This window comes from Pelomonas caseinilytica, from assembly GCF_021353235.1.
GTDB lineage: Bacteria > Pseudomonadota > Gammaproteobacteria > Burkholderiales > Burkholderiaceae_C > Pelomonas > Pelomonas caseinilytica.
Genome location: NZ_JAJTWT010000006.1, coordinates 43,756 through 57,125, shown reverse-complemented (window position 1 = coordinate 57,125; position 13,370 = coordinate 43,756). Strand labels below are relative to the sequence as shown.

General features: G+C 69.3%; 13 protein-coding genes. 10 read left to right on the top strand and 3 right to left on the bottom strand.

The features are described 5' to 3' along the window. The first annotated feature begins 228 nt into the window (after positions 1-228). The 7 genes from LXT12_RS15160 to LXT12_RS15130 all read left to right on the top strand — a co-directional run bounded on the left by LXT12_RS15160 (position 229) and on the right by LXT12_RS15130 (position 8,522). Positions 229-672 (top strand): pilin, encoded by a 444-nt coding sequence (locus LXT12_RS15160; RefSeq protein WP_304622767.1) that lies wholly within the window; start codon positions 229-231, stop codon positions 670-672. Between the two features lie 84 nt (positions 673-756). Beyond that, positions 757-2,637 carry a hypothetical protein gene (locus LXT12_RS15155; protein ID WP_233393037.1) on the top strand — a complete coding sequence of 627 codons (1,881 nt, stop codon included), beginning with the start codon at positions 757-759 and terminating at the stop codon, positions 2,635-2,637. 34 nt (positions 2,638-2,671) lie between these two features. Continuing rightward, on the top strand, positions 2,672-3,229 hold the full coding sequence (locus LXT12_RS26765; protein ID WP_327574390.1) for a GtrA family protein: 558 nt from the start codon (positions 2,672-2,674) through the stop codon (positions 3,227-3,229). Beyond that, entirely contained in the window at positions 3,229-4,794 is a 1,566-nt protein-coding gene (locus tag LXT12_RS15145; protein WP_233393035.1) for an NAD(P)/FAD-dependent oxidoreductase, read from the top strand. Before LXT12_RS26765 ends, LXT12_RS15145 begins: the two co-directional genes overlap by 1 nt. Before the next feature lie 35 nt (positions 4,795-4,829). Further along, positions 4,830-5,318: a hypothetical protein gene (locus tag LXT12_RS15140; protein WP_233393034.1), complete on the top strand. Its 489-nt coding sequence runs from the start codon at positions 4,830-4,832 to the stop codon at positions 5,316-5,318. Then, on the top strand, positions 5,315-6,775 hold the full coding sequence (locus tag LXT12_RS15135) for a hypothetical protein (protein ID WP_233393033.1): 1,461 nt from the start codon (positions 5,315-5,317) through the stop codon (positions 6,773-6,775). Before LXT12_RS15140 ends, LXT12_RS15135 begins: the two co-directional genes overlap by 4 nt. Before the next feature lie 46 nt (positions 6,776-6,821). Continuing rightward, complete coding sequence (locus LXT12_RS15130; protein WP_233393032.1) at positions 6,822-8,522, top strand: PglL family O-oligosaccharyltransferase; 1,701 nt, start codon at positions 6,822-6,824, stop codon at positions 8,520-8,522. On the opposite strand, the gene moaC is transcribed toward LXT12_RS15130, so the two are convergent. Then, on the bottom strand, positions 8,514-9,002 hold the full coding sequence (moaC, locus tag LXT12_RS15125) for a cyclic pyranopterin monophosphate synthase MoaC (protein ID WP_233393031.1): 489 nt from the start codon (positions 9,000-9,002) through the stop codon (positions 8,514-8,516). The genes LXT12_RS15130 and moaC overlap by 9 nt on opposite strands. Before the next feature lie 79 nt (positions 9,003-9,081). Here moaC and LXT12_RS15120 point away from each other — a divergent pair, with 79 nt between their 5' ends. Beyond that, positions 9,082-10,689 (top strand): M48 family metalloprotease, encoded by a 1,608-nt coding sequence (locus tag LXT12_RS15120; RefSeq protein ID WP_233393030.1) that lies wholly within the window; start codon positions 9,082-9,084, stop codon positions 10,687-10,689. 130 nt (positions 10,690-10,819) lie between these two features. On the opposite strand, the gene LXT12_RS15115 is transcribed toward LXT12_RS15120, so the two are convergent. Further along, the gene (locus LXT12_RS15115) at positions 10,820-11,452 is read right to left on the bottom strand and encodes a glutathione binding-like protein (protein WP_233393029.1); all 633 of its coding nucleotides are present in this window, start codon (positions 11,450-11,452) and stop codon (positions 10,820-10,822) included. A gap of 67 nt (positions 11,453-11,519) precedes the next feature. Between LXT12_RS15115 and LXT12_RS15110 the strand changes: the two genes are divergently transcribed. Continuing rightward, complete coding sequence (locus tag LXT12_RS15110) at positions 11,520-12,173, top strand: TetR/AcrR family transcriptional regulator (protein ID WP_233393028.1); 654 nt, start codon at positions 11,520-11,522, stop codon at positions 12,171-12,173. Here the strand turns inward: LXT12_RS15110 and LXT12_RS15105 are convergent. Further along, positions 12,145-12,498, bottom strand: a complete 354-nt coding sequence (locus tag LXT12_RS15105; protein WP_233393027.1) for a phage holin family protein — start codon at positions 12,496-12,498, stop codon at positions 12,145-12,147. The genes LXT12_RS15110 and LXT12_RS15105 overlap by 29 nt on opposite strands. A gap of 101 nt (positions 12,499-12,599) precedes the next feature. Between LXT12_RS15105 and LXT12_RS15100 the strand changes: the two genes are divergently transcribed. Then, positions 12,600-13,370: an energy transducer TonB gene (locus LXT12_RS15100; protein ID WP_233393026.1), complete on the top strand. Its 771-nt coding sequence runs from the start codon at positions 12,600-12,602 to the stop codon at positions 13,368-13,370.

The window sequence follows — 13,370 nt, the reverse complement described above, 5'->3', positions numbered from 1 at the left end:
CCGGAGAGCTAGGCGCCCACGGGCGCCTTTTTCGCGCCTGACGTTTCTTGGCCGCCGGCTGTCGACTGACATAACGCGTCAGGTCCGAGTGACGATTTTTGTCAAAGCCGGGGCGTCGCGCGGCCGAAACGTGCGGTTTCGCACGGCACCGAAGGCTCCCGAAGCTGGCACGCCCCCTGCATTCAAGGGGTCTGCCCTCCTCCCACTCACTCTTTCCGGAGTACCGACATGCAACTCAAGCAACGCGCCCAACAGGGCTTCACCCTGATCGAACTGATGATCGTCGTGGCCATCATCGGCATCCTGGCTGCCGTGGCCCTGCCGCAGTACCGCACCTACACGACCCGCGCCAAGGCCGCCAACGCCATCACCGTCGGCGATGCCTACAAGAGTGCTGTTGCCCTTTGCATCCAAGAAAAGGGTGGCGTCGCGACGGGCTGCGACCTCGGCACGAATGGCATTCCCAATACCGTGGCCACCAAGGAGGTCGCGTCCGTCGATGTCAAGGATGGCGCCATCACCCTGACGCTGGCCGACATCGGCAAGGACACCGCTACCAAGACGATCAAGTTCGACGTGGCGAACGTCGTCGGTGATGCCGTGATTTGGAAGACCACCACCACGGTCACCGACACGGTCATCAAGGATGCCATCGAGAAGAACAACACCTGATCGTGACGTTCCAAGGTGCCGCTCCGGCGGCACTTCGCACAACAAGGGGCTTCGGCCCCTTTTGTCGTTGCATAGGACCACTCGATGCCTGAAACCGCGCGCCTGCAGCGGCTGGCTGCGCTTCTGGCCATCGGTGCCGGGATGCTGCTCGCCCGCCCCTATGAAGGCATCCGCCATGACGGCGTGCTCTACCTCGGCCAGGCCCTGCTCCACTCCCGCGTCCCGGCGCTGATCCAGGACACCTTCTTCGCGGGCGGCTCCCAGGACAGCTACTCGATCTACGCCGCCGTGATCGCGCCGCTGTACGACCGTCTGGGCCTGGTCGCCACGCACGTCGGGATCTTGCTGACCGACTGGCTGCTGATGCTGAGCGCCGTGCTGGCTCTGTTGCGGAGGTTCGAGCCACGCGGTCCGCTTTCCTTATGGGGCGCGCTTGCATTCGCCGTCGTCTCACCGATCTACGGTGGCACCACGGTGATCGGCTACGGGGAGCCCTTCCTGACCGCACGCAGCTTCGCCGAGCCGGCATTGCTATGGGGCTTGGTGGCGCTCATCGACGGCAGGACGTGGGCCGCAGCGGCCTTGGCGGGACTGGCCGCTGCATTCCATCCGCTGATGGCCCTGCCGGTGATGGTGGTGGGCTGGTGCTTTCTCCTTCAGTCGAACCGCCGCTGGCTCTGGCTTCTGGCGGTCGTTCCTCTCGTGGTCTTGGCCGCACTGGCCGGCCTGCGTCCCTGGGATGGCCTCTTGAAAACCTATGACCCGTACTGGTGGGCCATGGTTCAAGATCGCAACCCGATGGTGATGCTGTCGGGCTGGACGCTCGACGAGTTGCTGCGCGTCCTGCTCGACATCGCTGTGTTGCTCGCGGTAAGCCGCCTGCGCCCGGCCGACGCCTGGACGCGCCTTCTCCACGCCGTGGTCACCGCCACCGTCGGGCTCATGGGTCTCACCGCCTTGGGCACTGACGGCTTTCATTCGGTGCTCGTCACCCAGTTGCAGCTGTGGCGCGTGCACTGGATCGCCCATCTCATCGCCGTCGCGCTCACGCCTTGGCTGGCCGTCCGCCTCTGGCGACTCGGAGGCCTTTGGCCGTTGAGCGCCTGCGCGCTCCTGCTAGCGATCGTCAACGCCCACATCGGCCTGGACGAGGGCGTGGTCACCCTCTCGCTGTGGGCGGCCAGTTCCGTCGCTGCTTGGCGGCTGAGGGCGCCGTCATGCTCGGTCCGGCGGTTTGCGATCGGCGGTGTCGTGCTGGCCATCGCCGGCCTGTCAGTCGCCCGCCTGACCGACCAACTGGGCGAAGTTGCCTGGCAGACGCCTGAGACCTTCTGGAACGACGGCCTTGCGCGGGTGGCCGCCTTCCCGAGCATCGCCGTGATCGGCTTCGCCTGTCTGCTGTTCTTGAGCAGCAAGGGCCGCCGGGGCGCGTTCATGGCCCTCGGCCTGAGCGTTCTTCTGTTCGGCGCCGCCGTGGCCTCCTGGGATCAACGCACGGATCTCGCGCGCGCCATCGAGTCGCCCGCCGCCTCCGCCCATCCGTTCGCAAGCTACATGCCGTCCGACGCGACGGTGTACTGGCCTCATCAACTGGCCCCCGTGTGGGGTCTGCTCGAGCGCCCCAGCCATTTCGCAACCCAGCAGGGCGCCGGCTTGCTGTTCAACCGTGGGACCGCCGTCATCTTCGGCAGCCGCAATGAGGTCTACCAGCCGATCCGGACGACGCGCGACAGCTGCCGCGCCGCCTCGTTGCTGGTCAAGGACCGCGCGTCACGGCGAGGTTGCGAAATGCCGGAACGGGAAAGACTGGTGACGGTCTGCAGTCGTCGTGACCGACCAGATTACCTTGTCCTGCCGCAGCGGCTTCGGGAGGCGCCCCTCGCCGTCTGGGCGCCGCCGAGGCATCGGGAGCCGGCCCAGGAGTTCGCCCTCTACAGCTGCGCCCAGCTCATCGCCGGGCCTTGACCGAACCGGCCATCGCCTTCCTTGTTGCAACCCAGTGCTCGCGAGACCGACCCAACCGCGATCCGCAATAGTGAAAAACACCCGAATTGCAGGCTTCCGCCACGATGAGGGTCGGCCGCGTCCCGCACACAATGCGCCGCAAGTCCCTCGGCGCATCTGCACCCTTCGAATACGTCCCGTGCATCCACTCCGACGACACCTGCAGGGCCTACCCGTCTATTTTCTCGGCAGCGGACTGGCCTTGGCCCTGGACACCGCCGTGCTCATGCTGGCGCTGCGGCAAGGCCTGGCCCTGCCCTGGGCGACCAGTGTCGGCTTCCTGAGCGGCATGGGCGTGAGCTATGCCATCAGCGTGCGCTACGCCTTCAACGTGCGCACGCTGCGCAACCCCGGCGTGGAGTTTGCGAGCTTCGTGCTCATCGGCCTGGCCGGCCTCCTCCTCACACAGTTGCTGCTCTGGACTTTCGTCGGTCAGCTCGGCTGGCCGGTCCTTGCCGCCAAGGCCCTGACCGCCTGCTTCGTCTTCAGCTTCAACTATTCGTTGCGCAAGTGGCTGCTCTTCACGAGAGTCCGCCCGGTGCGACCGTCCTGATGTCCCACACCCTCATCATCGGCGCCGGCCCCGCCGGCCTCACCGCGGGTCTCGAGTTGCTGCGCGCGGGCTACCCGAAGGTCACCCTCCTCGAGGCGACCGACGCCATCGGCGGCATCTCCAAGACGGTGAACTACAAGGGCAACCGCATCGACATCGGCGGCCATCGCTTCTTTTCCAAGTCCGACTGGGTGATGGATTGGTGGCGCGACGTCCTGCCCGTCGCGAAGCCCGCCAACGGCGGCGGCGACGCGCGTCTGGCCTATCAGGGCCGGCAGCGTCTGCTCGGCGGCCACGAAGCCACCGCCAGCGAGGCGGACGACGCCGTGATGCTGATCCGCAGCCGCCAGTCGCGGATCTACTTCGGCGGCAACTTCTTCGACTACCCGCTCAAGCCGGGCATGGACCTGGTCGCCAAGATGGGCCCGCTGCGCTGCCTGCAGTTCGCGGGCAGCTACATGGCCGCGGCCGCCCGGCCCATCGCGCCCGAACGCACGCTGGAAGACTTCTTCATCAACCGCTTCGGCCGCCAGCTCTACCTGCAGTTCTTCAAGGACTACACCGAGAAGGTCTGGGGCGTGCCCTGCCGCGACATCAGCGCCGATTGGGGCGCCCAGCGGATCAAGAGCCTGTCCATCGGCAGCGCCGCCAAGCAGGCGCTCAAAAAGATCGTCACCGGCAGCAACGACACCCAGCACACCTCGCTGATCGAGAGCTTCCTCTACCCGAAGTACGGCCCCGGCCAGATGTGGGAGACGGCTGCCGCCGAGTTCGAGCGCCGCGGCGGGCGGCTGCTGCGCGGCTGGACGGTCGACGAAATCCATCGCCAGGATCGTCGCGTCGAACGCGTCGTCGCGCGTGACGCGCAAGGCCAGCGTCAGGGTTTCGACGCCAGCGCCGTCGTGTCGACCATGCCCATCCGGGAGCTCGCCCAGGCTCTCCGACCCGCGCCCGACGCGCCGACGCTGGCCATTGCCAGCGGCCTCGAGTACCGCGACTTCATCACCGTCGGCCTGCTCTACCGCCGCATGAGCCCCAAGGTCGCCGGCAAGGCACGCCATGTCAGCGACAACTGGATCTACATCCAGGAGCCGGGCGTCAAGGTCGGCCGCGTGCAGGTCTTCAACAACTGGAGTCCCTACATGGTCGCCGACCCGGACACCGTCTGGCTGGGACTGGAGTTCTTCGCCCGCGACGACGACGAGCTGTGGGCCCTGAACGAAGACGCACTGAAGGCCCTGGCCGTGCGCGAGATGCAGCAGCTGGGCCTGGCCGACGAAGCCGAACTTCTCGACGCCACGGTGCTTCGCCAGCCCAAGGCCTATCCGGGTTATTTCGGCGCGGCCTTCCAGCGCTTCGACGAATTGCGCGCCTGGCTCGACGGGTTGGACAACCTCTTCCTGTGCGGCCGCAACGGCATGCACCGCTACAACAACCAGGATCACTCCATGATGTCGGCGCGCCTCGCGGCCGAGGCCATCATGAACAACGGCGCCGGCCGCAACGCGATCTGGGACGTCAATATCGACGACGACTATCACGAAGAGGACGGCGCCAAGCGCTGATTTCGACAGCGATGCGCTGGTGCGCGAGGTTCGATATGCATATCGTCATCGGCTGCCTCTTCTTCCTCGTCGCCTTCGTCGTGACGCGCCAGCTGCTCCCACAGGGCATCCTCTTCTATCAGGGCCTGGCCTGCGCCTCGGCCTGCGCACTGGCCCAATGGGTGGTGACACGCCGTTCGACGCGAGCCGCCCGGCTGACGGCGACGAAGGATGCGCTGCTGACCTTCCTGCTGGCCTATGCCTTCATGTTCACGGTGCCGACCACGGTGGATCGCGCCTACTCGGTGAGGCTGATACAGCAACTCGACCAAAGCCGGGACGGCATGAGCCGCGCCGAGATGGAAGACTGGTTCGCGGGCCGCTTCATCGGCGAGGGCGGCGTTGAACGCCGCGTCCGTGAGCAACTGGCCACCGGCACCCTGAGTGAGGAGCATGGGCGCTTCGTGCTGACAGCACGGGGTCGCTGGCTGGCGTGGGCGTTCGGCGCGGCGCAGCGGATCTTCAACTGCGGCGCGCCGTCGTGACACCCGCAGTCCTGCTCTACCTTGGCGCTCCCGCCGTCCTCTACCTGATCACCTTCATGACGCCGGCGTTTGGCTGGCCGCTGGCTGGCGCACTGGTCCTGTTGCTCTGGCGGGCCATGCGTTCCGGCGATGGCGACGGCGGCCCTCGGCCGCCAACGCTGTTCGCCGCGGCATGGTCACTGCCCGTCCTCGCCTTGATGGGCTTCGGCACCGACCACTTCAACTGGGACTGGATCAAGCATTGGGCGTTGCTGAACACACTTGAGGCGCAAACCTGGCCGGTACAGCTGACCCTCCAGGGCGAGCCTGCCTTTCTGCGCTTCTACCTCGGGGCCTACCTGGTGCCTGCGGGGCTCGCCTACCTCACCGGCTGGAGCATCGTGGGTTGTACGGCTGTGTGGTACGGACTAGGCCTCGCCCTGGCTTTCGAAGGCCTCGGCCGCGGCGCAGGGCGGCTCGCCTCGCTGGTCATCCCGCTGTTCCTGACCATGGGCGGCGCAGACGGCTGGATGCAGACGCTGCTGCGGCCTGAAGATCGGCCGATCAGCTTCACTGGCTTTCATCACGAGTGGTGGGCCAATACCTTGCTGGACCACCCCCTGCAATACAGCGCGCCGCTCAGCCAACTGCTCTGGGTGCCTCACCAGGCCCTGCCCTGTCTGTTGTTCGTAGGCCTGCTGCTGCGGCTGCGCCGTCCTGCAGACATCGGACCCACGGTGCTGGCCACCGGACTGCTGGCGCTCTGGTCGCCCTACGTGCTGATCGGCGCGTCCGTCCTGCTCGCCGCCCAGCTGCTTGAGCCGCCCGATCTCCGCCATGCGCTGCGCCATCCGAGCCTGGCCACCACGAGCTGCGGCGTTTTCGCCGCCGTCTTCGTGGGCCTCATGGCCTGGACACTGTCGCACCAAGTCCCGCAGGGCGGTCTGTGCCTGGACTGCGTGGGCGAGCGACTGACCAGGCCTGGCGCCTACGTGCTCTTCCTCGCCGTCGAGCTGGCGATTCCGGCCCTCATCCTGCGCGGTCGCCTCGTCCAGAACGCCACCAGCGTCGCCGCCCTGGCCATCCTCACGCTGCTCCCCTGGACCGCTGGCAGCGTGCCCGACGCCGCCATGCGTATTTCGATGCCACCTCTGGTCTACCTGTTCGCCCGCAGCGCGCTCCACATCACGCAGTTGGCGCCGCGACGCCTCGCCCCGGCCGTGATGGCCGTGGCGACCCTGAGCGGCCCGACGGCGTGGGGTGAGGCCACTTTCCACCTAGAAGGAGGGGCCCGCCACGCCGCCCTGCCGGCACATGACCCGCTCGCCGCGCGCTCCTACGTCGTGTGGGCGCGGCGCAGTGACTATGCGGTGACCGAGTTCTTCGACATCTGCGGCTGGAAATGGCGTCCCCAGTACTTCTCTTCCACGCCACCGCCGACCTGGCCAGGACTTCCCACCACGCCGTCGTCACGCTGAGACGCGACCGGGCGATCACCATCGGCGCGTGTCATCATCCGCGCCCATGTCTTCCCGGACCTCTCCCTCGAACGAGGCCGCGCCGCTCGGCCTCGTCATCGCCGCCGCCCTGCCGCCCCTGCTGGCCTACAACCAGACGCCGGCGGCGACGCTCTACAACCAGTTGCTCGCCCTGGCCGGCTGGGGCCTCGTCCTGGTGCTGTGGGCGCGTTCGGCGCCGGGCTGGCTGGCGGCGCTCAAGGGTCCTGCCGCGCTCGGCATGCTGCTCCTGTTCATCGCGCCGCTCACCTCTTTCCTCTGGCGCGCCCTGCCGCTGTCGCTGGCCCTGAGCGCCATGGCCGTCATCGGCGCCGGCCTGGCCGTGCTGTTGCTGGCACAGGGTCTGTCGGCCGACGCGCGGCGCGTCGCCGCCGAGGCGCTGTGCTGGGGCCTGCTCGCCGCCGGGTTGGCCAGCGTGCTGGTCAGCCTCGTCCAGGTCTTCGCACCTGAGCTGGCCGACGGCAGCCTCATCGCGCGTTCCGGCGTGGTGGGCAGCGCGGTGGGCAACCTGCGCCAGCCCAACCACCTGGCCAGTTTGATGATGTGGTCGTCGATCGGCGCGGTCTTCGTCACCGAGAAGCGCGGCTGGCGCTGGGCACTGGTGCCGCTCTTGTGGGCCTTCGTCTTCACGGTGGTGCTCAGCGCCTCGCGCACCGGCTACATCGGCATCGCCATGCTGGCGATCTGGGGCGCGGTGGACAGCCGGTTGTCCCGCAGCGCGCGGCTCGGCCTGCTGTGCACGCCGCTCATGCTCGGCGCCTCGTGGTGGCTGATGTCGATGTGGTCGGCCGAAGGCGGCCACGCCTTCCGCGCCGCCTCGCGCCTGGCCGAGGGCGCGGGCTCGCCGTCGCGGCTGGCCATCCTGCGCGACGCCTGGGCGCTGACCCTGGCCAACCCCTGGCTCGGTGTGGGCTGGGGCGAGTTCAACTTCGCCTGGAGCCTGACGCCCTTCCCGACCCGGCCCATCGCCTTCTTCGACCACACGCACAACCTGCCGGCCCAGCTGGCCGTGGAGCTGGGCCTGCCGTGGGCGGGCGCTGTGCTCGGCCTGCTGGCCTGGGCCTTGGTCAAGACCTGGCGCGGTGCCGCGGCCGACGACGCCGACGCCCCGCTGCGCCGCGCTGCCCTGATGATCGTGCTGACCATCGGCCTGCACAGCCTGCTCGAATATCCGCTGTGGTACGCCTACTTCCTGCTGCCGGCGTGCTTCGCCCTCGGGCTGGCCTTGCCGGTCGACACCACCGCGTCGCGACCCACCGCCGGTCTGTGGACAGGGCTCGGCGGCCTGCTGATCGCCGGGAGCGCCTTCGCGCTGTGGGACTACCACCGTGTCGTCGCCATCTACGCGCCGCCAGCCGATGCCGCGCCGTTGGACGAGCGCATTGCCGCGGGCCAGCACTCGCTACTCTTCAGCCACCAGGCCGATTACGCCGCGGCTACCAGCCAGCCGCCGGGGCCTGCCGCGCTCGCAGCGGCGCGGCGCACCGCCTTCAGCCTCATCGACGCGCGGCTGCTGATGCATTGGTCGATGTCGCTCGAAGCCACCGGCGACGTCGAGGGTGCCCGCTACCTGGCCGACCGGCTGCGCGAGTTCCGCAACCCGACGGGCGACACCTGGTTCGCCACCTGCGATGACCCGGCCTCCGCGCCGGCCATGAAGCAGTGCCAGCCGGCGTCGGGCATCGTCGACTGGCGCTCGCTACGCTGAGGCGGCGGCCTGCCAGTCGCCGCTCTTGCCCCCGTGCTTCTCCAGCACGCGCACCTCGGCGATGACCATGCCGCGGTCCGCCGCCTTGCACATGTCATAAATGGTGAGCAGCCCCACCTGCACGGCGCACAGGGCCTCCATCTCCACGCCGGTGCGTCCCAGCGTCTCCACCTGCGCGCGGCAGCGCACGCGGTTGCCGGCCTCGTCCAGCTCGAAGTCCACGGCCACGCGGGTGATGGGCAGCGGATGGCACAGTGGCACGAGGTCGCTGCAGCGCTTGGCGCCCTGGATGGCGGCGATGCGCGCCACGCCCAGCACGTCGCCCTTCTTCGCAGTGCCGCTGGCGATCAGGGCCAGGGTCTCGGGCTTCATGCGGATCTCGCCGGCCGCCACGGCGACGCGGTGGGTCTCAGCCTTGGCCGACACGTCCACCATATGGGCCTGGCCCTGGGCGTCGAAGTGGGTCAGGGGGTTGCTCATACAGCGAAACAAACAGGAAACCGAGTTGCAGGCATCATAGACAGCCGCCCGGCGCCGCGGCGGCAGGAGCCCTTGCCTGATGAAGATCCCGTTCGCCACCCGTCCCCTGCTCACGCTGCTCGCAGCCGCCACGCTGGCCCTGCCCGGCGCGCCGCTGAATGCCCAGGTCAACCTGCCGGCCCTCGGCGACTCGGTCTCGCAGGACCTGGACGTCGGCTCCGAGCGCCGCCTGGGCGACCAGGTCATGCGCCAGATCCGCATCGACCCCGACTACGTCCAGGACCCGCTGCTGCAGGAATACCTCGAAGGCATCTGGGAGCCGCTGGTCAAGGCGGCCCGCAAGCTCGGCCAGATCGGCGACGAGACCCAGGCGCGCTTCGCCTGGGAGCCCTTCCTCGTGCGCGACCGCAGCGTCAATGCCTTCGCGCTGCCGGGCGGTTTCGTCGGCACCCACCTCGGCCTGATCGCCATGACGGGCTCGCGCGACGAGCTGGCTTCGGTGCTGGCGCACGAGCTGTCGCACATCACGCAGCGCCACATCGCCCGGCGCATCGCCGGCGACTCGCGCAACAGCATGGTGGCCATCGCCGGCCTGCTGCTGGGCGTGCTGGCCGCCTCGCGCGGGAACATCGAGATGGCCAACGCCGGCATCGTCGGCGGCCAGGCAGCGGCCACGCAGCTGTCGCTCAATTTCTCGCGCGACATGGAGCGCGAGGCCGACCGTGTCGGCTTCAACGTGCTGGTCGAGGCGGGCTTCGCCGGCAGCGGCATGGTGAGCATGTTCGAGCGCATGGAGCAGGCCTACCACCTGATGGACTCGGGCGCCTACCCTTACCTCCGCTCGCACCCGCTGACGAGCGAGCGCATCGGCGACGCCCGCACCCGGCTGGCCCTGGAGCCGTTCGCCCGCCCGCGCGGCCTGGCCGAGCACGCCTTGATGGCCGCCCGCTCGCGCGTGCTGATGGACCCGCGCGTGGACGCCTGGAAGGTGCTCGAGAACTACGACGCCGGCGCGCGCGACCTGAAGGACGGCGGCAACGGCTACGAGCAGCTCGGCGCCCGTTACGCCGCGGCCCTGGCGTCCATCAAGCTGCGCAATTTCGATCGCGCCGGCGCCTCCCTGCGCAGCGCCGAGCTGACGCTGCAACTCCTCAATCCCAGCCCCACCGAGACGGCGGCGGCGAGCCGGCTGCTGACCTATCTGCGCGCCGAGCTGGCCGAAGCCCGGGGGCGCCCCGCCGACGGCATCGCGGCGCTCGACAAGCTGCAAGGCGAGAAGTCCCGGCCCATGCTGATGCAGCGCGTCGGCCTGGCCCTCGCCTCCGGCCCCGCCTCGACGGCCGGACCCGCGCTGCGCGAAGCGGCGGACGCACTGCAAACCCACGTCAGCCTGGAACCGAACGACGCGCTGGCCTGGCACGAACTCGCCCTCATCTGGGAGAAGCTCGGCCAGCCCCTGCGCGCCGTGCGCGCCCAGGCCGAGACGCGCGCCGCCGCGGGCGACCTCAACGGCGCCATCGACCGCCTGCGCTCGGGGCTGCGCCAGTCCCGCGGGCCCGATGCCGACCAGGTCGAGGCCTCGGTCATCGACGCGCGCCTGCGCACCCTCGTCTACGAACGCCAGGGCATCCTGGCCGAGATGTACAAGGGCCGCTACATCCCGCCGGACGTCGAGCTTCCGAATTGAGACCACCCCCTACGGCCTGACGGCCGCCCCCTCAAGGGGGCACTCCCGACGGACCGGCAAAGCCGGATCCGTGGGAGTCGCTGGAGGGGTGGCGGCGCTGCGCGCGCCTCGGGGCGGGTAGAGGCTGCCGTCACGCGGCGCGCTGGCGCTGTTCTTCCTGGTAGAGGGCGAATTCCTCGCGCAGGGCGCGGGCGACGGCTTCGCGCTGGCCGATGCGGCGGTGATAGGCCAGCACGGCCGGCCAGCGCGCGAGGTCGACACCGGCATAGGGCGCCCAGTTCAGCACGACGGCGAGGTAGATGTCGGCGACGCCATAGTCGCCTTCCAGGTGCTCGTGTGCCTGCAGATGAGCCTCCAGCACCGACAGGCGCAGCGCGGCCTTCTCCATGGCGTAGGCCTTCACGTCGGCCGGTGCCTGGGGATCCAGCAGGGGCACGAAGACCGCCTTGTGCAGTTCGGTGCCGATGAAGGCCAGCCATTGCCGCACCCGGGCACGGGCACCGGCGTCGGCGGGCAGCAGGCCGGCGGCGGGCCATGATTCCGCCAGGTATTGCAGCACCGCGGCGTTCTCGGTCAGCAGCCAGCCCTCGGGCGTTCGCAGCGCCGGCACCTGGCCCATGGGGTTGATCTGCCAGTAGTCGCGGCCGTCCCGAGTGCGCTTGGCACGGCCGTCCACCTGCGTGAAACGTGCCTCGGCGCCCGCCTCGTACAGCACGGTGCGGCTCGCCAGCGAACAGGCCATGGGTGAAAAGAACAGCTCCATCACGATCTCCAAAGTGTTTTGTACTATATTGAACAGAATTCAATGGCGTCAATGAATTTCATTCATCGTGGTACAAAAACCTGAAGACGACGGCCCGACGCCGGCACGGCGGCCTCGCGGCCGGCCGCGCAGCTTCGACGCTGCCGCCACCCTCGCCCAGGCCACGCTGGCCTTCTGGCGCCAAGGCTATGCGGCGACTTCGATGGACGACCTCGGCGCCGCCACCGGCCTGAACCGGCCCAGCCTCTACGGGGCCTTCGGCGACAAGCACGCCCTCTACCTGCAGGCCCTGCGCCTGTACACCGAGCAATCCAACGCCGCCATGGCCGCGGCCCTCCAAGGCCGGCCCTTGCGCGAGGGGCTGCTGCGCGTCTACGACCTGGCGCTGCAGCTCTACTACCCGCCCGACGAAGCGGCGCGCGGCTGCCTGCTCATCGGCACCGCCGCGACCGAAGCGCCCCGCGACGAGGCCATCCGCCGCCAGCTCGGCGACTCGCTGCGCAGCTTCACGGCGGCCTTCGAGACGCGGCTGAAGCAGGCCGTGGACGCCGGGGAGCTGCCGGCCGGTACCGACGTCGCGACGCGGGCCGAGCTCGCCTCGGCCGTGCTGCATTCGATGGCCCTGCGAGCCCGGGCGGGCGACGCCCGCGAAGCCCTGGCGGCGCTGGCGCGCGCCGGGGTGGAGATGGTGCTCAGTCCCCTGGGAACAGGCGCTCGATGAGCACGTCGATGACCATGCCGCACAGGCTGTAGATCAGCGAACCGATCAGGGCCGCGCCGAAGCCGGTGACGGCCAGACCGTCCAGCACGGAGGCGGCCGCCCAGAACATCAGGGCGTTGATGACGAAGAGGAAGAGCCCCAGGCTGAGCACCGTCACCGGCAGCGTCAGCAGCACCAGGATGGGCCGCAGCAGGGTGTTCAGCAGACCCAGCACCAGCGCCGCGATCAGCGCCGAGGTGAAGCTGCGCACGACGACGCCGGGATAGAGGTGGGCCACCAGCAGCAACGCGCCGGCGAGCAGCAGCCAACGGACGAGGATCTTCATGCCGCGAGCATATCGGGCGCCCGCTTCGGCGGGTGTCGCGCGGGGGCCTCGCTTGCGATTCATCAAATAAGAATCGTTCGCATTCGTGTTAAGATTTTTCCGTGTCCTCCTCCGCCGCCTCGTTCGTGAAGCCCGCCTCCCTCGCCTTCGTTGCGCCGTCGCCGGTCGCCTTGCCGCCGCGGCCTGCGGCCCTGGTGCCGCCGCGCACGAGCTACGCCGAGCTGGCGCGCCCTCCGCGCAGCCGGCGGGTGCTGCTGGTGGGCATCGCCGCCGCCCACCTGCTCGCCTTCTGGGGCCTGAGCCGCATGCAGGACGTCAAGCGCGCCATCAGCCGCGTGACGCCCATCGTCGTGCGGGTCATCGCGCCCGCCGAGCCGCCCAAGCCGCTGCCGCCCACGCCCGTGGCCATGCCCGATCTCAAGGTGCCGGCGCCGACGTTGATCGAGCCCCCGCTGATCGCCATCGCCGCGGCGCCGGCCCCCGCGCCCGTCGTGGCCGCGCTGCCCCCGCCGCCGCCGGCCGCCGTGCCGGTGCAGACGGCGCCCACGCCGGTCGTGCAGGTCGCGCCGCCGCCGGCACCGGCCCTCAAGCGCATCCCGGCCAGCGCCGTGCGCTACCTGCGCGAGCCGCGCATGACCGTGCCGCTGATGTCCAAGCGGCTGCGCGAGTCCGGCGTGGTGCAGCTGCGCGTCGTCGTCGACATGAACGGCCTGCCGCGCGAGATCACGCTGGTCAAGTCCTCCGGCTTCACCCGCCTGGACGAACAGGCGCTGCTCGACATGCGCAGCGCCCGCTTCGTGCCGCAGACCGAGAACGGCCAGCCCGTCGAGTGGGAGGTCATCGCCCCGATGTCCTACGAAGTCGACCGCTGA

Coding starts and splice junctions, on each gene's coding strand:
- LXT12_RS15160 (WP_304622767.1), top strand. CDS start 229: ATGCAACTCAAGCAACGCGCCCAACAGGGCTTCACCCTGATCGAACTG.
- LXT12_RS15155 (WP_233393037.1), top strand. CDS start 757: ATGCCTGAAACCGCGCGCCTGCAGCGGCTGGCTGCGCTTCTGGCCATC.
- LXT12_RS15145 (WP_233393035.1), top strand. CDS start 3,229: ATGTCCCACACCCTCATCATCGGCGCCGGCCCCGCCGGCCTCACCGCG.
- LXT12_RS15140 (WP_233393034.1), top strand. CDS start 4,830: ATGCATATCGTCATCGGCTGCCTCTTCTTCCTCGTCGCCTTCGTCGTG.
- LXT12_RS15130 (WP_233393032.1), top strand. CDS start 6,822: ATGTCTTCCCGGACCTCTCCCTCGAACGAGGCCGCGCCGCTCGGCCTC.
- moaC (WP_233393031.1), bottom strand. CDS start 9,002: ATGAGCAACCCCCTGACCCACTTCGACGCCCAGGGCCAGGCCCATATG.
- LXT12_RS15120 (WP_233393030.1), top strand. CDS start 9,082: ATGAAGATCCCGTTCGCCACCCGTCCCCTGCTCACGCTGCTCGCAGCC.
- LXT12_RS15115 (WP_233393029.1), bottom strand. CDS start 11,452: ATGGAGCTGTTCTTTTCACCCATGGCCTGTTCGCTGGCGAGCCGCACC.
- LXT12_RS15105 (WP_233393027.1), bottom strand. CDS start 12,498: ATGAAGATCCTCGTCCGTTGGCTGCTGCTCGCCGGCGCGTTGCTGCTG.